Source organism: uncultured Treponema sp., from assembly GCF_945873775.1.
GTDB lineage: Bacteria > Spirochaetota > Spirochaetia > Treponematales > Treponemataceae > Treponema_D.
The window spans coordinates 62,907-84,131 of sequence record NZ_CAMCEC010000010.1 but is presented as its reverse complement, the minus strand read 5'-3'; the positions used below and the strand labels follow the sequence as shown (position 1 = coordinate 84,131).

The following is a 21,225-nucleotide window of genomic DNA, read 5'->3' as shown; positions in this document are numbered from 1 at the left end:
GAGTTCTACTGTGCCTTGTGGAAAGAAAAGAAAGCGCGCAAAAATAGCGACACATAAGCGTAAGAAGAAGCTTAGAAGAAATCGCCATAAGAGTAAGTAAGATAGCTTTGTAATTTTTTGCAAGGTTATTGGATTATTTCAAAAGGCCTTTTTTCATGAAGACCGCGGTTATTTTTATTTGACTGCGGTCTTTTTTTTGTGTTTTTGGAGCTTTAACTTGATTTTAAATGATATTCATTCGCCTGAAGATTTAAAGCTTATTCCAAAAAAGCTTCTTCCTTCACTGGCAAAAGAAATCCGCAGTAAGATTATAGAAGTTGTAGGGCATAACGGCGGACACCTTGCAAGCAACCTTGGCGTTGTGGAGCTTTCAATTGCCTTGCATAGAAGTTTTTCTAGTCCGCAAGATGCCATTATCTGGGATGTAAGCCATCAATGCTATCCTCATAAAATTCTTACTGGCCGCTACGATTCATTTTCGTCAATAAGAATGAAGGACGGAATTTCTGGCTTTACAAAAATCAAGGAAAGTCCTCACGATTATTTTGATGCAGGACACGCTTCCTCTTCCATTTCATCTGCGCTGGGGCTTTTGTCTGCCTGGGAACTTGAAGGAAGAAAAGACAAGGTTGTTGTTGTAATCGGCGATGGCGCTCTTACAGGCGGAATGGCGTTTGAAGGCTTGAGCCATGCAGGTCAGCTTGCCAAAAATTTGATTGTTGTTGTAAATGACAATCAGATGTCAATTGACAAGAATGTCGGCTCAATTTCACGTTATCTTTCTAGCCTTGCTTTTTCTGACAGCTACCACGGATTCCGCTATAAAGTTGACCGCCTTATCGATAAAATTCCTTATTTTAACCGTTGGCTTGGAAAAGTTGTTTTTAGATTAAAGCGCGGACTTAAAGGACTTTTCTTTACAAATAATCTTTTTGTTGACCTTGGATTTGAATATACAGGACCTTTGAACGGACACAGCATTGACGAGATGGAGCGTGTATTTAACCGTGCGAAAAAAATTCCGCGGCCTGTTGTAATTCACGTTGTAACAAAAAAGGGAAAAGGCTATAGTCCTGCAGAAAACAATCCGTCTGTATTTCATGGGGTCGGGCCCTTTAATATAAGCGATGGAATTGTTGAAAAATTTGACAACTTGAGCTTTACAGAAAATTTCAGCAATAAAATTGTAGAAATGGCTCAGGCGGACAATAAAATTGTTGCGGTTACTGCGGCAATGTCAAAAGGAACTGGACTTGACGCTTTTTCAAGAAAATTTAAAGACAGATTTTTTGACGTTGGAATTGCAGAGGAGCACGCTGTAACTTTTGCAGGCGGAATTTCTGCTGGAGGACTGATTCCTGTTGTCGCAATTTATTCAACTTTTATCCAAAGAAGCGTTGACCAAATTATAGAAGACATTGCGCTGCAAAACAGGCACGTTGTAATTGCCCTAGACCGCGCTGGAGCTGTTCCTTCTGACGGAGAAACTCACCAGGGAATTTTTGATATTGCGCTTTTCAGGCCTGTGCCGAATCTTTCTATAATTTCCGTAGCGGGAAAAAAAGACATGGATCTTTGCCTTGAATGGGCAGTGAATAAAGCGCAAGGTCCTGTTGTAATCCGCTGGCCTAAAATGTCTTGTCCTTCCGAGCTTGAACCGTTTTCTGCTCCTGTAGAACCCGGAAAAGGCGTTCTTTTGCAGACTACGGATTTTGCGCCGTCCATTTCTTCTTTTGGGCAGGGCGAAGATTCTTGGAGAAAAAAAGTGCTTTTGGTTTGCACTGGAAGTGTTTTCTCAGAGACATTGAGGGCTGCACGCGCGCTTGTTTTGGACGGAATTGACGCTGACATTTATTCTCTTAGATTTATAAAGCCTTTTGATGAAAAATATTTCGCTGGGATTGCAAAGCTTTATTACGGAATTGTTTTTATAGAAGACGGCGTAAAGATTGGCGGAATTTCAGAATGGATTGAAAGTTTTGTGCGCAGTTCTCCTGAAACTTCATTTTTGAAAACTGCAGTTCTTGCTTTTCCTGACAGATTTGTTGCAAACGGAAACCGCAATCAGATTTTGGACGAAGCCGGACTTTCTTCTGAAAAAATTGTAAATGCTGCTAAGGAGCTAATGCGGATATGAAAACTTTAAATTTGGCTTCAAGAAAAATTTCAACAGATTCTCCGGCTTTTGTGATGGGAATTGTAAACTGCACTCCAGACAGCTTTTTCAGCGGAAGCAGAGGCGGCGCAGAACTTGCTTTTGAGCTGATTGATGAAGGCGCGGACATTCTTGATTTGGGCGGAGAATCTACTCGTCCCGGTTCAGATTATGTGAGCGCGGAAGAGGAAATAAAACGCATTGTTCCCGTCATAGAAGAAATCCGCAGAAAGAGCGATATTCCGATTTCAGTTGACACAAGAAAAAAATCCGTAATGCAGGCTGCGTTCAATTCTGGCGCAGACATTTTAAATGATATTTCAGCGTTGGAAGATGAGCCTGAGCTGGCTTTTTTTGTCGCGGAAAAGAAAATTCCTGTGATTTTGATGCACAAGCGCGGAATTCCTTCCACAATGCAGGCAGACACGGAATACAAAAATATTTTTAATGAAGTCAGTTCGTATCTTGAGCAAAGAGCGGAATTTGCCATTAAAAGCGGAATTGAAAAAGAAAAAATAATCGTAGATCCTGGAATCGGATTTGGAAAGAATCTTGAAGGAAATTTGAATCTTATTTCAAACTGCGGCTCTCTTTGCGGCGGAAGATTTCCTGTGCTTATGGCGCTTTCAAGAAAATCCTGCATTGGGCAAATTACGGGGCGCGAAGTTCAGGACAGGCTTTATGGAACTCTTGCCGCTGACTTGATTTCAGTTTTAAAAGGAGCTTTTATGATCCGTGTGCATGATGTTGCTCCTTGTAAAGATACCCTTGCTGTGTTAAAATCGCTTTTAAAGTATGAATCAGTTTGAAACTTTAATAAAAATATATGATTTTATAAGGCCTGTGCTCGATATAGGAATTATTACATTTCTTCTGTACAAGGCTTACCAGCTTATAACAAAAACCAATGCGATTCAGCTTATAAGAGCGGCTGTAGTTGTTGTTCTTTCTTATGCGGTTGCAGTTATTCTTCAGCTTAGAACCTTGCTTTGGATTTTTTCGGTGATTGCGCCTGGACTTATGATGGCTTTTGCGATTGTTTTTCAGCCGGAATTAAGAAAAGTTTTCCTTAAGCTTGGTCAGGCTGAATGGTTCACTTTTGGCAGCCGGGCAAAGCATTCTTATGTAGATTCTGTTCTTATTGCTGCGGAAATGCTTTCAAAGCAGAAACGCGGAATGCTTGCTGTTTTTATGCGGCGCACAAAATTGGATAATATTCTTTCCACGGGAACAAGGCTTAATGCAGACCTTTCTTCAAGTTTGCTTGTAACGATATTCGGTCATAATACGCCTTTGCATGACGGAGCTTGTTTTATTCAGGGCGGAAAAATTCTTGCGGCGGGCTGTTTTCTTCCAGTAAGCGAGCAGTACGACATAAAAAAGACTTTTGGAACACGTCATAGGGCGGCTCTTGGTCTTTGCGAGGTAAGCGACTGCGTTGTGCTTGTTGTAAGTGAAGAAACTGGCGCGTACAGCCTTGCTTATGACTCAAAGCTTCATTATGACCTTACAATGGATCAGGTTACAAGAATTCTTGAACGTCAGCTGGATATTACTCCAGATCAGCAGATTATAGAGGATACAATTGATGAGCATAAACCAATTACTGGCAAAGATAACTAAAAACTGGCCTGTAAAAGCAATCTGCTTTGTTTTGGCTGCGATGATTTATTTTTTTCATCAGATTTCACTTCTTGATGTAAAAACTTTTTCCGTGCCTCTTGAAGTCCGGGCTGAAGGAAATATGATTCCTGTTTCTGGGCTTGAGCAGGTGAAATATATAAAGGTAAAAGTCAGGACAAAACGCGACCAGATTGCTTCTATAATGGAAAAAGATTTGACTGCATTTATAGATGTTTCGTCCCAGACAAAAGAAGGAATTTACGATTTTCCGGTTTATGTTGATCTTGATGAAAAAATTGTGCAGCTGGATTTGGAGCCTCTTGAAATTTACAATCAGCCTGACAATGTGAAAATTCAGATTCAAAAGAAAACAACAAAAGCTGTTCCTCTTTACGCTTCTGTTTTGGGAAAGCCTGCGCATGGATACAAAGCCCTTTCTGCTGAGCTTGAGCCTTCTTTTGTAACTTTGTGCGGACCTGCGTCAATGGTGGATTCGATAAACAAGCTGCCGGTTGGAGCTGTTTCAATTGAAGGCGCGGACGGAAGCATTTCAAAAATTGTAAGTCCTGTAAATACAAATTCTTATATTTCAATTCTTGGAGAAAAAAATTCTATTAGAGTTTCTGTTCCAATTGTAATTGAAGGAACTGTAAAAGAATTCAAGAGCGTTCCTGTTGTGCTTGTAAACCTTTCGCCAAGCCTTGCAGTTTCTGGAGATGCTGTCAAAATTGATTTTTCTGTAGCAGGAAATTTGCTTGATATTGAAAAAGTTTCTCCAGCGAATTTTAATGTTTTTGCTGACTGCGCTTTTATTACAGAGCCTGGAATTTATGAAGTTCCAGTTCAGATTGATGCCCCGGGAAATCTTAGTGTTTCTTCACAAAGCTTTAGCGTCTTTGTGCTGAATGTTGTAAAGTCGGAGCAAGAAGAAGAAATTCCTATAGAAGAGCCGGAGCCTGAAAAAAAATCAACAAGCTCAGTTTTTAAAGTTCCGGTTTTGTCGTAAAGGTTTGCATGATTTTTGGTGTTGGCTGCGATATAACAAAAGTTTCTCGCTTTGAAAAATGGGTTTTGTCAAAAGACATGATAAGCCGGTTTTATAACGAAAGCGAACGTATTTCTGAAAGCGCAGGACTTCAGCGTAAATGTGAATTTTATGCGAGCCGTTTTGCGGCAAAAGAAGCATTTTCAAAGGCACTTGGAACTGGAATTCGCGGATTTAATTTAAGTGAAGTTTTTATTTCAAAAGACGATAATGAAAAGCCTGAAATAAAAGTTCTAGGAAATGCAAAAAAACTGCTTGAAGAAAAATGCGGCGAAAAATATAAAATCCATGTTTCGCTTAGCCACGAAAAAGAATATGCTTTGGCGTATGTTGTAATCGAAATAGTTATAAATTGAAAAATAAATTTTGCGGAGGAAAAAATGGCAACGCAATTCAATAGAAAAACTTTTTTATCAGAAGCTGAAAAAAAGCCCGCGGTTTCTTATTGGGCAAAAGAAGATGCTTTGTGTCCAGTCTGCCGCAAAAAATTCAGACAGGAACTTATGCATCAGGGCGGCGGCAGAACTATAGCAGGAAATCTTACTGACGAGCTTCATAGAAATTACGAGCCTTCAAAAAAATACGGAAGAGTTTATCCGCTTATTTATGAAATCGGCTGTTGTCCTCATTGCCACACAGCTTTGTTTTGGAAAGATTTCAAGGATATAAAAGACCCTGAAACTTTTGACAGAATTATGCAGGATGAGCAGCATAGAATAAAAGAAGTTGAGGCGATTTTTCCGCATTATGATTTAAATGACGAGCGGACTTTGTACGACGGAACTGCAATGTATTATCTTGCGCTTCTTTGCTATGAAAAGGCGGACATTGCTTATGCCCCGACTTTTAAACGCGCTGAAATTTCTTTGCGGCTTGCCTGGCTTTGCAATGAAATTGAACGTGTTTGCCCGGATCATAATTATGGCTATATCGCTCAGGTTTTTTACAGAAAAGCTTTGTTTTTCTATCAGCAGACTTTGATTAATGAAACTGGGCGGATTGAATCAATAGAATCTGTTGCAAACTTCGGTCCTGACACTGACAAAAACTACGGCTATGACGGCGTGATTTATTTAAGCGGACTTTTGGAATATAAGTATGGACAGCGAGAAAATCAGGAGCTTAGGCTAAAAAAACTTGACGAAAGCAAAAAGGCAATCGCAAGAATTTTCGGCTTAGGAAAATCCAGCAAAGCAAAACCAGGTCCGCTTCTTGAAGTTGCAAAATCGCTTTACGACAAAATGACTTCCGAGCTTTCATCTAATAATATTTTCAGCGAAGATGACTAATATTCTTCTTACAGTTTCTTATGATGGAACTGATTTTTGTGGCTGGCAAAGGCAGGACAAGTCTGACAATGGAAGTCCAGTCCGCACAGTTCAGGGCGAAATTGAAAATGCGCTTTTTAAAATGCTGAAAGTTCCTGTAAAACTTTCTGGCAGCGGAAGAACTGACAGCGGAGTTCATGCGGCAGGTCAGGCTGCAAATTTTGAATCACCAATTGATACAATTCCTTTCGAAAATTATGTGCGGGCTTTAAATGGAATTCTTCCGCAGGATATAAGAATTTTAAAAGCACGTGCAGTTGAAAAAGATTTCAGCTCAAGATTTTGCGCGACTTCAAGATTGTACAGATATTTTATCCAGACAAAAAATCCGCCGCTTGCAAGTGAAAGCCGTTACAGGTGGTTTATTCCGTTTCGCCCGGAAATCGATTCTTTGAATGAAATGTGCGCTTGTCTTCGCGGTGAAATTGATTGCGCCTCTTTTGCCGCTTCTGGAGATTCAAGTCTTTCTACAAAAAGATATATTGACAATGCGTTTTTTTTCTGGAACAAGGAAAATCCTGATTTGCTTGTTTTTCAAATTGAAGCGAACGCCTTTCTTTGGAAAATGGTCAGATCCATTACAGGAACTCTTATTCAGCTTGCGCAGAAAAAATGCAGCCCGGACGAATTTAAAAAAATTCTTGAAAGCCGCGATAGAACCAAAGCTGGAATTACAGCTCCGCCAACTGGACTTTTTTTGTGGGAAGTCAAATTTGATGGAATCCGCCGCCATGTTTAATACGTTGCTTCTTGATGAAATTTGCTAAATCTTTTATTCTTTTTGTGCTATGAAATTTTTAAAAAATCTTCTGATTGCTTTTGTTTTTATTTCTATTTTTTGCGGATGCAGAAAGGGGAAAATTGTTTCTTCCGTTGAAAAAGAAAATCTTTTTGAATTGAATTACGGAACTTTTGAAGACGAGCTAAATGTTTTTAAAATGGCTGCGGCTGGAAATATCAACACTTCAATTTCTATGCAGGATGGATTTTTTTATATTTTGAATGGCGAATCAAAAAAAATAATGGAAATGAACAGCTACGGAGATTTGCTTGCCTTGTATTATAATCCACAGGAAAATCCGCGTCCTTCATTTTCCGAAAATACAAGAGACATTAATTCTACACGCGCGGCAGTTCCATATTCTTTTAATGAAGTTTCAAAAATCGCAATTGACTCAAGAAAATATCTTTATGCAGTTGACAAGCTTCCATTAAATCGTCAGGAAACAGATCCAAAGACAAATCAAGTTTTAAGCCAAATTATTGTAAGGTTTGACGATTCTAAAAAATACATGAATTATATAGGACAGCAAGGTCCGGGTGGAACTCCATTTCCGTATATAAAAAATATTTTTACGACGGACAAAAATGAGCTTGTTGTTTTGTGCACGACTTCATCCGGCGCGGTTGTCTATTGGTTTTCGATGGACGGATTTTTAATGTACACGATTCCAATTGAAAAAGAAAATGTTCCGAATCCTTTTGCTGAAGAAAAAACTGAAACTTTTTTTTCGCTTGAAAATATTGTTCCAGATTACAAAGAGCGCAAGTTGTATTTAAAAGTTGATTATTTTACAAGCTATATCGATGAGTCAAGCCGCGTTCAGTCTGGAGTGGAATATATAACTACGCTGATTCATCCTTTTGATGTTGAAAATAATTCATACGATTTTCCTATAACTGTTCCGCCTTATGATGAGCCGGTTTCCGAAGGATTCTCTAAAGAAACTTTTGAAATTCCTTATGACTTCATGGGGATTACAGATAGCGGATGGCTTTATTTTATTGTAAGCACTGACGACGGCTTTAGTTTGCAGATGGTTCAGTCAAACGGCCAGAGAATTTTAAAGCGGAAAATTTCACTTGATAGAGAATCTTGCCTTTATTATTCTTTTAATTTGAGCCGCGAAGGAATAATTTCCGCATTGATTATAAAAAATGAAAAAGCATCTGTGTGCTGGTGGCGAATCGATTCTTTGATTCAGGCTGTTATAAAAAACTGATTTTGGAATTATAAATGGAAATTTTTGACGATGAAAGCCAGCCTGAAATTCGCTACGACGAAAACGATTTAGTTTTTCATTACAAAAGAGGCTCTTTCCGCCGGCATGAACAGGCAATTTACCGCGATCTTGCAACTGGAAAAAACGCTCCCAAAAAGGGTCTCATAAAAGTTCTTTTTTCAACAAAGGGAAATAAAATTGCATTTTTCACAATGGTGATGTGCATTGTTTTGTTTTTCGTTCTTGGAATTATAAATGGCGGCGCAGATAAAAATTCAATTGCAGGAATGACAGCGAAAATCTCTGCATTTTCATTTGACGAAAAAATTTATGCTTCTGTTGAATTTTCCAACTTAAAAAAAATGGAAAACATTGATTCTGTTCCGCTAAAAGTTACGTTTGAATGCCTGAATGCGGAAGGCTCTGTTGCTGATAAATTTGAAACGGATTTTAATTTCGCTCCAAGATTCCCAAAGCCGGTTTACGCAGTTTTCAACGATTATGATTTGGTTTCTGTAAAATGCCGCTTAATCTATGAAAGTGAATCGGCTGTTTTGGAATGCAAGATTTCAAATAGATAAATTTACCATTTACAATTTTCAAATTTTCATTTATTCTTTTATAGAGGAATAATTTATGGCTCAGTTTTATTTTCTTTCCGTTTTGCTGAATATTCTTGCCGGACTGATTTTGATTTATGGAAAAAATCTTGTTGACTTAAAATCTTCCGATGATGATTCTGAATCTAGTCAAAAAATTTCTTTTGGCGGACTGAATTTTGACAGCCCGGGATTCAGGCTTGTTGTTGGTGTTTTGTGCATTTTTGTAGCAGTTATGAAAATTCTTTCTGTTTTTAGAAACGATATTCCTGTAATTGGCGATTTGTTTCCTGTTGTCGCAGGCTTTCTTTCTGGCGCTTCAATTCTTTTGGAATATTATATTTTTAGTAGTTCCGAAAGCGAGTCTGTTCCTCCTGCGGTTTACAGAGTTTTTATTGAGTCAAGAAAATATATTGGAATTATCTGTATTGCGGCTGGCATTTTGCATTTTGTATTTCCTCAAGTCATGCTTTTGTAGAGGTTTTTATGTCAAAAGTTTCCATAGCATGTATAGCTTTGTTAAACGGAAAAATTCTTGTTGCCCACAGAAATCCTACAGGTCAAATGGGCGGACGCTGGGAATTTCCTGGCGGAAAAGTTGAGCCGGGCGAAACAGATAAAGAAGCTGTTATTCGCGAAATAAACGAGGAATTTGGCATTAATGTTGAAGTTGGTGAAAAAATCGCAGAAGCCTCTTTTGTTCACAATGAAGAAAATGTTCTTTTGCATGCATATAGAATTTTTGTTCCGCATGATGGAATTGAAAAAAAATATATTTTGACGGAGCACACTGAATACAATTGGATTCCGATTGAAGATGTTTTAAAGCTGAATTTTGTAGACAGCGACTTGCTTCTTTACCCAAAAGTAAAATCCTATGTTCTTGAGGAACTGAAAAAATGAAAACGCTTTTTGCAGTTCTTGTTGTTTTTTTCACTTTGTTTTTTCCTAGCTGCGTGCAAAAAAAAGTTTATTTAAATTTTCAAGATGAATCTTTTATTGCTCCAGATCAGGAATGGCTTGTTGTAACGGTTCCTTATGCGGCTTTTAGAATTTCTGCTGATTTTTCAAGTGAAATTTGCTTTCATGCAAGAAGCGGAGATATTTTTCTAATCTGCGGAAAACAGAAAGTTCAAGTTGTCAATCCAGATGAAAAAAAATCCAGCAAAGATTATTTAGTTTGGTATAAAGTAGAGCAGGGCTGGATAGATGGTTCGCTTGTGGCTGTTTATGATACTAGGCTGAAAGCAGAGGCGGCTGCGAAAAGAGCTTATGAAAAAAACTGAAAGAAATCTTGCCGCGACATTTGCAAGAAATTTAAAGTTTTTTAGGCAAAAATGTAATTTTTCACAGGAAAAACTTGCTGAGCTGATAGATGTTTCTCCTGCGACAATTTCAAATTATGAAACTGGAGAAATGTGGCCGTCGCGTCAAAATTTAGCAAATCTTGTTGAGGTTCTAAAAATTCATCCTTATCAGCTTTTTATAGATTTTTCAAAAGATCTCGACTTCCTAAAACTTGATATTATTGAAAGAGTTGAGATTGCCTTTGATGCGCCAGAAGAAGGCTTTTCTACATCCGCAAAAAGAGTAAGAAAATAAAAAAGCACCCGAAACTAAAAAATGTTCCTAAGTGCTTTTTTGGAGATGGCGGGAGTTGAACCCGCGTCCATGCAAGCAAACCAAGCATCTCTACAGGTTTATTGAAGCGAGGTGGTTGTCGGGAAAAGGTAGCGGCTTCAAAGGCGTCTCTTCCGTATCTTGATAAATGTCTTGAACTAACCTCAAGAAATTAGTCCAACAAGTCCCTGTCAGCAACAGAACATTTCAGCATTAGGAACAGCATACTAAAAGTTCCGGCACTGCTTAAGCAGCAAGTGCAAACTGTTCGTTTTCAGACTGTTCGTCTTCTCTACGTTTTGCAGTTATTTTTTTGTCAGTTTAAGGCACCTTCACACCTACCTGCAACACAAGATTTCTCTTGCTTGTCGAAACCGGTACATCCCCGGTTCTTTTAAGAGGCTGAAAATTTCAACCCCTTAATAATATAATCAAAAAATTATTCTCCGTCTACAGCAACCCCATGGCGTTTCTGCTGGAATCTTTTAAGCATTGCAACACCATTGCGCTTGTCATTGTATACGAATCCGCCGTTCCAGTATTCCAAAGCTGCGAAAAGAGCATTTCCGCCGTCCTGTTCATCGGATTTCTTTGTACGGAATGAAACATAGTTTGAAAGCTCTTCAAAATTCGAATTATGAAGGCAGTCCAAACGTTTTTTATTGAATTCATTCCATTTTTCCAAGTCCTTAAATCCTTCGCCTTCATCTTCAACAATGATGTGAGCGTGTGAAGGACTGAAAGAATACCAAACATGAACTTGCTTATTTAAATCGCAGTTATTTCCGTGTTTTACTGCATTTTTTATAACTTCACTTATCTGCTGTTCAAGAAGGTTTATTTCCTTGATTTCAAGAGGAGCTGACTGAACAATCAAAAGTGTAAAGTAACGGATCTGTCTGAAGTTTGACGGAAATGCCTTGTAAAGCATATTTGTTTTGTCAAATAATGGGTCATTGCCATCTGAACGCAGCTCTTTGAATTCTTCCATTAAAGTACCTCTTATTCGTTAATCATAAGCAACGCTTCTTCAACACTATTTGCAATAGGGAAGTAGCCCATCAACTTGGTGAGTTCAATAACTTTTTTTACAGAACCGTGAACATTTGAAATATAGAGCTTCAAGTTCATCTTTTTGATTGTAGAACAGATGTAAATGAGAGCTCCAATTCCAGACGAGTCGATATAATCAACCTGCTCAAGATTGATTACAAACGATTTTACATTTTTCTCAAGCATCTTCATTACAAGTTCCTTGAGTTTGTAAGAATTGTACAAGTCCATTTCACCATTTACATCAATGATGTAGACTTCTCCATTCTTCCTTATTTTAAGTTCCATAAGATGTCTCCTTACTGCTCAAATTTACTTAAAATTTTATTACTAGCAACGACTGGTCATCATGAAGACTACTGTTGCCTATAAACTTCTTAATATCAGACTTTACAAGATTTGCAATGTCTTTTCCAGTTGAATTTGCATTTGAAGAAACTATTTTCAGCAAAGATTCCTTAGGATATTGAGTTCCCTGCTCATTTAAAGCTTCAACAAGTCCGTCTGTATATGTAATAAGAATATCACCAGTTTTAATATCTTGCAAGATGTCTTTATACTGAGATTCTTTGTCAACTCCAATTGGCTCGCTTGGTGTTGAAATTTGCTTTATCTCGTTTTTTTCCTTGCTATAGTAGAATACTGGTGTTGTTCCGCCTGTTGCAATTTCAGCGACCTTTTTTATTGGATCATAGTTTATAAGAGCGCAAGATGCAAAGTGGTCTGTGCTGAAACTTTCCGCTGCAATTCCATGGTTTACCCATTCAAGAATAGTTCCTGCAGTTTTCTTTGTGTTTACAACAAGGCGAATCATTGCACGAAGCATTGACATTACAATTACGCTGTTGATTCCTTTTCCTGCAACATCGCTCATTACGAATGAAACGCGGTCTCTTCTGGAAACAATTACATCATAATAGTCTCCACAAACACCTTCTTCTGGATTCCATATTGTTCCAAGCTGAATTCCTGGAAGGGCAGGGAGTTTTGCAGGATGAAGCATTTCCTGAATCTTTGAAGCTATTTCAGCTTCCTTCATAAGGTCGTTGTGTTCTATAATATCTTTTACTGAAACAACGCTTTTTATAGAAGTTGCCGCAAAGTCTGTAATCATTGACGCAGTCTTTAAATTTTCTTCAGTAAAGACAGGATTTTGCTTTGTTCTTGCAAATGCTGCGACGCCAATTACTGAATCTTGAATTTTTATAGGAATCATTATGTAGCTTCCGCATTCAAGAAATTCTTCCGGTCCGTTTTGATAAATTCTTGCATCGTTTTCAGGTTTTGTAATAAGTTCTGGCTTGCCTGCTGTTGCAATTTCGCCGAATATGTTTTCTCTAAGCGGAAACGATGCGAATTTGAAGTTTGTGGCTATGCGGATTGGCTTGTGCGGCATATCGCTTGGAAGTTTATATGGAGGCGGAAAATCTCCGTCAAATGAGCGGACTGTAATTACATCTTCAAAGTCGTCAACCATGAGGATTGCGCCGCCGTCGGCTTTTATTTCTTCTCTTATAGTCTTGTTTACATAGTCAAGAAGCGCATTCATTCCGTTTTTCTCAGAAAATGCTTCTGATGCTTTTGCGGCAAAAGAATAGCTGATTTCAAGCGCGCGCGACTCATTTTCATCAGGCTGAATTGATTTTTGCTGCAGAGATGAAGTCTGCTGAAGAGCCTGCGCGTAAGATTTTTCTTCCGCCACATTTACATAGTGCGGAACAAGCTTTTCAATTTTTTTTGGCTCAAAAGTATACAAAATTATGCAGTATGGAATCAGAATCAATGCTGCGATTGAAGCTGCGGCTGCAAAATAAACAAAAGAATTTCCTTCGCCGGTTATTTCTTTTATTGCCGCAACAAGGCTTCCAACTCCTAGAATCAAGTCTGAAAGAAGAGCTATAAAACTTACTCTGGCAGTTTTTTTCTTGCGGATTAAAAGAAATAGCACGAATAAAAATGCGCAAATCACAGAAACCGCGAAAAGAGGAATGTATGCAAATTTGTCATCTAAAATCAAGGTGTCTGCTCCTTGTACAACTTTCAATTTTAACTAAATAATTTTAAATCTTTTGCCGAATATAAAAATAAACCGCAAAGCATTTTTATTATTCTAGCATTGAAATATTGTACCGTCAAGTTTTTCATTAAATATTATCGGCACAAAACTGCAAAATTAACAGTCAAAAATCTGCAAAACAAGCTTAATATCAGTTGTTTTTTAAATCTTTTTTCATCTTTGACCTTGCGAGGAAATTTTTTATCCGCCGGTAAAGAGAAAGTTTTTTGTATTTTTTTGAAAAGTCTTCCGCGGCGTCTTCAAGAGGAAAGTCGTTTCCAAAGCGTTGCTTCAATTCGTCCCAGTATTTTATAAGGAAAACATAAAGGTCAGATAAAGTTCTGCCTTTGAAGCTTTTTAGGATTTTGCGGCTTTCGATTGCTCTGATTACTGGAAGATAAACGTTGTTGAACCAGGAAAGAATCGCTTCTTCCATAGAAACTTCTTCTTTTTTTCCGGAATTTATGTAGTATTTGTGGCAGAGAATGTGATTGTAAATAAGATCGTACTGACCGGGCGTGCTGAAATTCAGGCACCAGTAGTCAGTTATGTCGCCAAAGCAGGTTTCTGCGTAGAATACACGCTTTTCATATTCGATTACCTGCTTTTCCATCTGTTCTTTTGTGCTTCCGGGCTTAAGCTTGATTTCACTTTGAAGGCTTACAACTTCAGCATCAATATTTTCTATGCCTTTCATTTTTGCAACAGAAACGCGGTGATTTCCGTCTCTTACAAAATAAAGTCCTCCAAGCTCATAAAGGCTTACAGGCGGAAGTGTAATGTCCTGATAATGCGCCATGTCCACGTGTTCCCAGCGGGACTTTAAAAAATTGTTTTTTGGCAAAAAATGATTGTCAAAATCTTTGTAGCGTCCTTCGCTGCCTACAATAAGCTTGATTGGAACAACTTGCATTCCTTTGTAAACTTCGTTGCTTGGCTTGAGCATTTTTTTTATGTCGGTAAATGAAATAAGCTTTGCTTCCTCTGGATTCAGAAGATGCTGTATTTCGTTGAAAAAAGCTTTGTTTCGCGCTTTTGAAAAATCTTCATCTGTCTGAGAGGATAGAAACGTCTGCTCCAAAATTTGCTCCTTTTTTTAGGTTCGGCTCGAATTCGACTACTATGTGGCTGTATGCGTTTATGACTGTTGTGTTTCCTGTTACAGTGCATCTTGTAGCCTGAAGGTCGTACAAATGTATATGACCGTGAATCATAAGCCCTGGTGAAAATTTTTTAATGAACCAGTTGAAACAGTCAAATCCTTTGTGGCACTGGTCTTCTTTGTCATGTATATGTCTTGGGGATGCGTGCGTTAAAAAAATATCGCAGTATCTTCCGTATCTTATTTTATTCCAAAGCAAACCTGGAATCATTGCTACAAGCTGCCTTTTCATCTGCTTGTCCGTGAACTGGGCCTGTCCGTTATTATATCTTATGCTTCCTGTAACTCCAGAAATAAGAAGCGGCGTTGTTTTTCCGTCTGGAGTTTTAAATGTGAGGTTTTTGCATCTGATATTTTTGTTGCTGGCGTAGTCTGCTCCGTGCGCATGTTCAACTCCAGTTCCTTCAAATTTAAAGGCTGAACTTAATGAAAGCGGATCTGAAAACACTTTGCTTTTGTAATATTTGTATTCTTTTAAATCATGGTTTCCGAAGACAAAAAAAGTCGGTTTTCCCAAAGCGTCTACTATAAAATCAACATATTCCATGGAAAGATCGCCGGCGCAAAAAACAGCGTCAACATCTCCGTATCTTTCTTTTACTGTGGAAGAGTAGACTAACGGATCGATTTGGTCGGAAACGCAAAGAAATTTCATTGAATGCCCGCCTTTCTAAAAAGCGATTCAAGAGTGTCTTTTGAAATCAGTGCAAGCGGGCGGCTGTCTGCAAAAACTTGTGCTGCGTGTGAAAAATCCGAGCTTGCAAAAAGAAGTCCTTTTACATAGCCTTTTGTCTTTATTGTGTCTGCGAGTTTTCTAACTGGAGTTTCTTCTATTGTATCTGTGGAACGATAGAATTGCGCAAGGAAAAACTGCTGCTTTGCATTTAAAAAAGCTTCCTGTTTTTTTTCTGTAGCGAGAATCTGGCAGCCGTAAGGAGTAAAATCAGTTTTTTGGCTTTGAAGATTGTATCCTGCCAATAGAATTTTTTTGCAAAGCTCCATGAACTGCTGGTTGTTTGCTGTTAGATATTCTTTTATTCCGTCATTTGTTTCAAGTTCTTTATACTGATTTAATTTTGATGCCACATCCTTGAATTTGCTGTTGCATTTGTAGACAGTTTCCCATTGTTCTATTGCTTTTTCAATTTTTCTGCTTTTTTCGTAGCAGATTCCGAGAAAATATCTTGCGTACAATGTTTCCTGCGAATTTTGAACTTTTGCATTTGAAACCGCGCGCTCAAAGGCATCTGTAGCTTTTTCAAGCTGTTCCGCCATCATAAGGCAAGTTCCTTTTTCCACTAGAGCTTTTTGCCTGTATTCCTGCGAGCGTTCGGCTTTTTCAAGAAGCTTTACGGCGGTGGACAAATCTTTGTTTTCTTTGCAGACTTTTCCAAGGTAATAATAGTTTTCGTAAGATTCTGGATTCAGTTTTATAGAAGTTTCCAAGGCTTGTTTTGCCTGCGTGTAATTTTTTGCCCTAAGAAGCAGCCGCCCGATTGAAGTGTAGGCTTTTGGATTCCGTTTGTTCAAAAGAATCGTTTTTTGATAAAATCCCATTGCAAGTTTTGCGTTTCCCTGGGTTTCAAGAATTTCCGCGGCTTTAAATGTATTTTCAGGATTATTCGGCTCAAGTTTTGTCAGCAAAAGATATTCCTTTAAAGCTTCGTCAGGCTGATTGAACCTCTTGTAAAGCTCCGCCATTTCTTTTCTGAATTCGGCTTCTGGAATTTCTCCGTTAAAAAGAGCGTTTTGGTTTACTGTTTTGTATTCAATAAAAGCAAGTTCTGGTTTTCCGTCTTTTAGATAGGCTTTTCCCAAAAAATAATGGGCTAAATAATTCCGCGGATTTTTTGAAATAACAGATTTTGCGCATCTTTGGGCAGCCTGAAATCTTCCGTCCTTTATAAGTTTTGGAATTCCGTCAATTTTTGAAGGAGTTATGATATTTTTTACTATAAAAATCAACGCTGTAGCGACAAATGCGATTAAAACACCTATTATAATTACAGATGTCAGTGAGCCCATTAAAATTCCGCCTGTTTGTTTAGTTTTTTGTTAAAAAGGTTACCTTTTTTCGCTGAATATGTCAATTTATATAGAAGACTTAAAAAATTTGCTGTTTTTCTAAGAAATTTGCTGAAATCTACAGATAATAAAATGATGTCTATTTATAGAAAATTTAAGAAATTTTTTTGTTTCTCTTTTTTGCTTTTTGCGTTCAATTCTTTTGCGCAGAATGATGATTTTTTGCAAGGTGAAAATCTGTTCAAGGAAAACCGTGTGGAAGAAGCTGTTCCGTTTTTGAAGTCAGCTATCAGCACTGGAAAATTTCCGAAGGCGTATAATTATCTTGCGCTTTGCTACGAAAAAATGGGGCTTTTAAAGGAAAGTCTTGAAGTTTGCACGGAAGGAATGAAAGTTTCTGGGACAGACAAAAAAGTTCTGGCTTTTAACGCCGGAAATGTCTGTTTTGCAATGGAAGATTTTTATTCAGCTGAAAAATGGTATTCTCTTGCAATCGCCGCGAACAGACTTTATGCTCCGCCAGTTTTAAACCGCGCAAATGCTGAGCTTAAGCAGGAAAAGTATATTGCAAGCCTTGAGGACTACAAGCTTTATCTTGATTTGTCGCCGAATGACAGGCAGAAGCCGGAAATTGAGCAGCTGATTTCTTTGCTTGAAGGTTTCAAAAAAACGGAAGAAGAACGTCTTGCTGAAGAAAACCGTTTAAAAGAAGAAGCGGCTTTGATTCAGGCGGCTCAGGAGCAGCAAATTTTTGCAGAACAACAGGCTGCGGCGCAAAAGCAAATTCAGGATGAAAAAGACAAGGCTGCGGAATTGGAAGCAAAAATGGCTGAGCAGCAGGCGCTTCTTGAACAGCAACGTGCGGAAATTGAGCGGATTTCAAAAGAAAAACAGCTTGTTGAAGAGCAGGCCGCCGCAGAAAAGAAAGCCAGAGATGAAGAAAAAGCTGCAGAACTTGAAGCAAAAATGGCAGAACAGGAAGCTAGGCTTGAACAGCAACGCGCAGAAATTGAACGAATGCTTCAAGAACAAAAGGCTCATCAGGAAGCGGCTCTAAAAGCTCAAAGAGAAGAGGCTGCAAAAAAGGCGGAAGAAGATGCCGCAAGAAGAAGAAAATTGCTTGAAGATGTGGCGGCTTCGCTGCAGAATTCAGAAACATCAAATATGACTGCTGGTGCAGAAGGAACAATTGATTATGGCTACGAATCAGAACTCGAATAAAGATTTAGATAAAGAAAAAACTGCTGCGGTTAAGAAAACTTCGACTGCAAGAAAAACAGCTGTTTCCTCTACGGAAGCAAAATCGGCTGTAAAAAAAACTGATGTCTCTTCAACAGAAAAAAAGTCTATAGCAAAAAAGGCTGTTGCTTCTTTAGAAAAAGCAAAAACAACTGCAGTTGCAAAAACTGTCGCTTCAAAAAAAACAGCAGAAACAAAAACTTCTGCTGCAAAAAAAAGTTCCGGGCTTTTAGAAAAGTCAAAGGCAGTAAGAGCTTCTTCGGTTTCTGCAAAAGCTTCTGAACCTAAAGCTGCTGTGAAAAAAACTTCAGTTGAAAAAAAATCATCTTTGCCAGAAACTAAAAAAGCAGCTGTTTCTTCTGCGGAAACAAAATCAACTGTAAGAAAAACCGCAGCTTCTTCTGTTGAAAAAAAGCCAGTTGCAAGAAAAACTTCTGCTTCTTTAGAAAAGCCAAAAGCAGCAGCTGTTGCAAGAACTTCCGCCGTGAAAAAATCTGTTGAGCCAAAAGCTTTTACAGAAGAAAAAAAATTGGAAGTTCAGAAAGATCCTTTGAAAAAAACTGTTGCAACTCCTATTTTGCCTCAAAAAAATTCTCTGTCTGAAAAGAAAGAAGAAACAGGAGTTGCAATAAAAAATGCCGAACCGATTTTGACTTCAAGTTTTGCAGTTGAAAAAAAATCAATGCAAAAAAATATTGAGCCTGAAAAAACAAAAGATAAAAAATCAAATAAAAAAATAGCGGCTCTGTTGATTTTCTTGCTTGCTGTTTTGGCGGGCGGCGGATTTTTTGTTTTAAAGAATCACAATTTTTTGGGTTCTAAAGATAATGTTGTTTCAGAATTGAGCGTTGAAGAAAAACTTGCGCTGGCTCAAAAATTAATTGAGCAGGGCAACTATGAAGAAGCTTTAAAGATTCTTTTGGGAATTGACGCTTCAGGAAACAGTGAGGCTGCAAAGGAACTTAGAAATAAAATTTCCGCTTTAATAAACGAAGCTTTTTCAAAGGCTTTAGAAAATGGATGTGAACAGGAAATTTTAGATTTTATTCAGTCGCTCATAAATAATGATGAAATTGAATCCGCGCTGAAAATTTTAAATGCTATAAAAGTTGAGCATGGAAATCCTGTAAAAGAAAAATTGGATGCTTTGAAAAAATCTGCAGTTGATAAAGCTGTTGCGGATGGAAAAACTTCTGAGCTTTTGTCTTTGATTCAGCAGATGATAGATGACGGAAATTTTTCAGAGGCGCTTGAACTTTTGAATGCAATTTCAATTGATGGCGATGATGAAATTTCTGATATGCTGAAAAATAAAATTGAGCGCATGAAAAAGCAGGCTCAAATTTTGCAGACGGCTGAAAATCTTTCTGATGAAGAAAAACTTGCGCTTGCTCAAAAACTTATTGACGAGGGAAAATTTGAAGAAGCTCTTATTCTTTTGAACAGTTTAAATCCAAATGAAAATAATCAAGATAAAATAAATGCCCTAAAGAAAGAAGCTGTAGAAAAAGCTTTGCAAGCCGGAATTGATTTAGGCGAGTTTGGATTTGATGAAAACGGAAACCCAATTCTATCTGAAGAGGAAATTCTTCGTCATAGAAATGAAGCAAAAAATAAGCGTGAAATAGAAGCGCAGAAAATTCAAGATGCAAAAAATGAAGCCGAACGAAAAGCTCTTGAAGAAAAGAAAGCAAGAGAACAAAAAGCTTTAGAAGCAGAAAGACAAAGAAAAGCCGCGGCTGCAAAGAAAGCTCAAGAAGAAAAATTGGCAAGAGAAGCTGCTGCTAAAAAAGCGGAAGCTGAAAGAAAAGCAAAGGAAAAAGCTCTTGCAGAACAAAAGGCTAAAGAAGCTGCGCTTGCACGTCAAAAGCAGCTTGTTGAAAATTATATTTCACATGGAAAGCAGCTCTTGTCTGAAAATAAAGATAAAGAGGCGGTTGCAGAATTTTATAATGCTGAAAAAAATCTTCCTACGGAAGAAAAAAATTTTGCTGGAAAAAAACTTGGAGAAGCCGCAACAGCTCTGTTTGACAGTTCTGAAAAAAAATCTGGAACTGAAAAGAAATTTCTTCATGACGAGGCTGTGAAATTTGCAGAAAAATCCTTTGAAAAATCTAAAGAAGAACCTAACGTTATGTTTATTCTTGGAATGGATGCTCTTGAAAAACATAATTATGCTTCCGCAGAAAATTTTTTACGCAATGCCACAAAAAAAGAGCCTGGTAACAGCACTTACTTTTATCAGCTTGGAAGAGTTCTTGCGATGCAGAAAAAATATAATGAGTCGCTTGCAGCTTTTCAAACTTCAATAAAAATAAATGGAAACTTTGCGCCTGCTCATTATAATTCTGGATTTGTTTGTGAAAAGCTTGGAAAAAATAAAGAGGCTCTTGCTTCGTATAGAAATGCAATAAAAATAAAGCCTGATTATGAAAATGCGTTTATGGGCGCAGGACATATTTTGGCTGAAGAGAAAAATTATTCAGAGGCTGTAAAATCATATTCAGAAGCTGTAAAAATAAATCCGTCAAGAGCGCAAACTTATCAGGAACTTGGTTCTTGCTATTCAGAATTAAAAAATTATAGTCTTGCAGAACAAAATTTTTTAAAGGCACTTTCTTGTCCGGATTCTACTGTGGAAAAAAATGCGCTTACTTATTACAACCTTTCTACTGTGATGTTTGCACAAGACAAAAAGAACGAGGCATTTGATTTTGCAAAAAAAGCTTATGATAACAAAGAAAAAACTTCGTCTGAAGTAAAGTCAAATATTTCATATAATCTGGGACTTTTAAATCAAGAATTAGGAAATGAAAATGAAGCAATCAAACTTTATCAGGAAACCTTAAATCTTGATTCAAATCATGTTAAAGCAAATACAAATTTAGGAATGATTCTTCTTACGAAAAATCAACCTGATGCTGCGATTGCGCTTTTGCTAAAAGCTTACAAAAATGATTCCAAGAATTTTGAAGTGAACAACAATCTTGGAAGCGCCTACAGAGATACTGGTGATTTTGAAAACTCTGTTAGGTTTTATAAAAATGCTTTGGATATAGAACCTGAAAATCTAACCGTAAAAGAAAATCTTGCAAAGTCATATACATCTGCAAAAGATTATAAAAATGCAAGACTGATTTATGAAGAGCTTGTAAAAAAACAGCAGACTGAATGGCCTTTATTTTTTGAACTTGCAAAAGTTTGTCTTGCTCAAGGCGATGGGAATGGCGCGGAAAAATATTTGCTTTACTTGCAATCCAAAGCTCCTGATTTTAAAACTTCAGAAGTAAATGGATTGCTTGCAGAATTGCAGTAAC

21 protein-coding genes and 1 other RNA gene are annotated in these 21,225 nt (G+C 37.7%); 15 read left to right on the top strand and 7 right to left on the bottom strand.

The genetic code is table 11. From position 1 onward, the window contains the following. The first annotated feature begins 217 nt into the window (after window positions 1–217). Genes dxs through Q0N70_RS06875 form a run of 13 tightly spaced genes read left to right on the top strand, consistent with a single transcriptional unit; the run spans window position 218 to window position 10,355 of the window. Complete coding sequence (dxs, locus tag Q0N70_RS06935; protein WP_294015267.1) at window positions 218–2,137, top strand: 1-deoxy-D-xylulose-5-phosphate synthase; 1,920 nt, start codon at window positions 218–220, stop codon at window positions 2,135–2,137. Next, window positions 2,134–2,964: a dihydropteroate synthase gene (gene folP / locus Q0N70_RS06930; RefSeq protein ID WP_294015265.1), complete on the top strand. Its 831-nt coding sequence runs from the start codon at window positions 2,134–2,136 to the stop codon at window positions 2,962–2,964. The genes dxs and folP overlap by 4 nt, the downstream gene beginning before the upstream one ends. Further along, on the top strand, window positions 2,951–3,778 hold the full coding sequence (gene cdaA / locus Q0N70_RS06925; protein ID WP_013701353.1) for a diadenylate cyclase CdaA: 828 nt from the start codon (window positions 2,951–2,953) through the stop codon (window positions 3,776–3,778). Before folP ends, cdaA begins: the two co-directional genes overlap by 14 nt. Next, window positions 3,744–4,784: a CdaR family protein gene (locus tag Q0N70_RS06920; protein WP_294015263.1), complete on the top strand. Its 1,041-nt coding sequence runs from the start codon at window positions 3,744–3,746 to the stop codon at window positions 4,782–4,784. Before cdaA ends, Q0N70_RS06920 begins: the two co-directional genes overlap by 35 nt. A gap of 8 nt (window positions 4,785–4,792) precedes the next feature. Continuing rightward, complete coding sequence (gene acpS, locus Q0N70_RS06915; RefSeq protein WP_294015262.1) at window positions 4,793–5,179, top strand: holo-ACP synthase; 387 nt, start codon at window positions 4,793–4,795, stop codon at window positions 5,177–5,179. Between the two features lie 24 nt (window positions 5,180–5,203). Beyond that, a complete protein-coding gene (locus Q0N70_RS06910; RefSeq protein ID WP_294015259.1) occupies window positions 5,204–6,112 on the top strand; it encodes a DUF2225 domain-containing protein in 909 nt (302 codons plus the stop codon). Next, on the top strand, window positions 6,105–6,890 hold the full coding sequence (truA, locus tag Q0N70_RS06905; RefSeq protein ID WP_294015257.1) for a tRNA pseudouridine(38-40) synthase TruA: 786 nt from the start codon (window positions 6,105–6,107) through the stop codon (window positions 6,888–6,890). Before Q0N70_RS06910 ends, truA begins: the two co-directional genes overlap by 8 nt. Window positions 6,891–6,939: 49 nt before the next feature. Next, the gene (locus Q0N70_RS06900) at window positions 6,940–8,154 is read left to right on the top strand and encodes a hypothetical protein (protein ID WP_294015255.1); all 1,215 of its coding nucleotides are present in this window, start codon (window positions 6,940–6,942) and stop codon (window positions 8,152–8,154) included. A gap of 14 nt (window positions 8,155–8,168) precedes the next feature. Continuing rightward, complete coding sequence (locus Q0N70_RS06895; RefSeq protein ID WP_294015254.1) at window positions 8,169–8,735, top strand: hypothetical protein; 567 nt, start codon at window positions 8,169–8,171, stop codon at window positions 8,733–8,735. 55 nt (window positions 8,736–8,790) lie between these two features. Beyond that, on the top strand, window positions 8,791–9,231 hold the full coding sequence (locus Q0N70_RS06890; protein ID WP_294015253.1) for a hypothetical protein: 441 nt from the start codon (window positions 8,791–8,793) through the stop codon (window positions 9,229–9,231). A gap of 8 nt (window positions 9,232–9,239) precedes the next feature. Beyond that, a complete protein-coding gene (locus Q0N70_RS06885; protein ID WP_294015251.1) occupies window positions 9,240–9,656 on the top strand; it encodes an NUDIX domain-containing protein in 417 nt (138 codons plus the stop codon). Further along, the gene (locus Q0N70_RS06880) at window positions 9,653–10,039 is read left to right on the top strand and encodes a hypothetical protein (protein WP_294015249.1); all 387 of its coding nucleotides are present in this window, start codon (window positions 9,653–9,655) and stop codon (window positions 10,037–10,039) included. The genes Q0N70_RS06885 and Q0N70_RS06880 overlap by 4 nt, the downstream gene beginning before the upstream one ends. Then, on the top strand, window positions 10,026–10,355 hold the full coding sequence (locus tag Q0N70_RS06875) for a helix-turn-helix transcriptional regulator (protein WP_294015247.1): 330 nt from the start codon (window positions 10,026–10,028) through the stop codon (window positions 10,353–10,355). The genes Q0N70_RS06880 and Q0N70_RS06875 overlap by 14 nt, the downstream gene beginning before the upstream one ends. 37 nt (window positions 10,356–10,392) lie before the next feature. Here Q0N70_RS06875 and ssrA read toward each other — a convergent pair. From ssrA to Q0N70_RS06840, 7 genes are all read right to left on the bottom strand, one after another. Next, window positions 10,393–10,760: a transfer-messenger RNA gene (gene ssrA / locus Q0N70_RS06870) on the bottom strand. A gap of 52 nt (window positions 10,761–10,812) precedes the next feature. Beyond that, on the bottom strand, window positions 10,813–11,364 hold the full coding sequence (locus tag Q0N70_RS06865; RefSeq protein ID WP_294015245.1) for an ATP-binding protein: 552 nt from the start codon (window positions 11,362–11,364) through the stop codon (window positions 10,813–10,815). Between the two features lie 11 nt (window positions 11,365–11,375). Beyond that, on the bottom strand, window positions 11,376–11,714 hold the full coding sequence (locus tag Q0N70_RS06860) for an anti-sigma factor antagonist (protein WP_013701365.1): 339 nt from the start codon (window positions 11,712–11,714) through the stop codon (window positions 11,376–11,378). A 28-nt stretch (window positions 11,715–11,742) separates the two neighbouring features. Beyond that, entirely contained in the window at window positions 11,743–13,443 is a 1,701-nt protein-coding gene (locus Q0N70_RS06855) for a GAF domain-containing SpoIIE family protein phosphatase (RefSeq protein WP_294015242.1), read from the bottom strand. A gap of 190 nt (window positions 13,444–13,633) precedes the next feature. Continuing rightward, window positions 13,634–14,563: a transcriptional regulator gene (locus Q0N70_RS06850; RefSeq protein WP_294015240.1), complete on the bottom strand. Its 930-nt coding sequence runs from the start codon at window positions 14,561–14,563 to the stop codon at window positions 13,634–13,636. After that, window positions 14,529–15,299, bottom strand: coding sequence for a metallophosphoesterase family protein (locus Q0N70_RS06845; protein WP_294015238.1), 771 nt, complete (start codon window positions 15,297–15,299; stop codon window positions 14,529–14,531). Before Q0N70_RS06845 ends, Q0N70_RS06850 begins: the two co-directional genes overlap by 35 nt. Beyond that, complete coding sequence (locus Q0N70_RS06840; protein ID WP_294015236.1) at window positions 15,296–16,669, bottom strand: tetratricopeptide repeat protein; 1,374 nt, start codon at window positions 16,667–16,669, stop codon at window positions 15,296–15,298. The genes Q0N70_RS06845 and Q0N70_RS06840 overlap by 4 nt, the downstream gene beginning before the upstream one ends. Before the next feature lie 135 nt (window positions 16,670–16,804). Here Q0N70_RS06840 and Q0N70_RS06835 point away from each other — a divergent pair, with 135 nt between their 5' ends. Both Q0N70_RS06835 and Q0N70_RS06830 read left to right on the top strand, forming a co-directional pair. After that, complete coding sequence (locus Q0N70_RS06835; protein ID WP_294015234.1) at window positions 16,805–17,890, top strand: tetratricopeptide repeat protein; 1,086 nt, start codon at window positions 16,805–16,807, stop codon at window positions 17,888–17,890. After that, window positions 17,865–21,224, top strand: coding sequence for a tetratricopeptide repeat protein (locus tag Q0N70_RS06830; protein ID WP_294015231.1), 3,360 nt, complete (start codon window positions 17,865–17,867; stop codon window positions 21,222–21,224). Before Q0N70_RS06835 ends, Q0N70_RS06830 begins: the two co-directional genes overlap by 26 nt. Window position 21,225 lies beyond the last annotated feature (1 nt).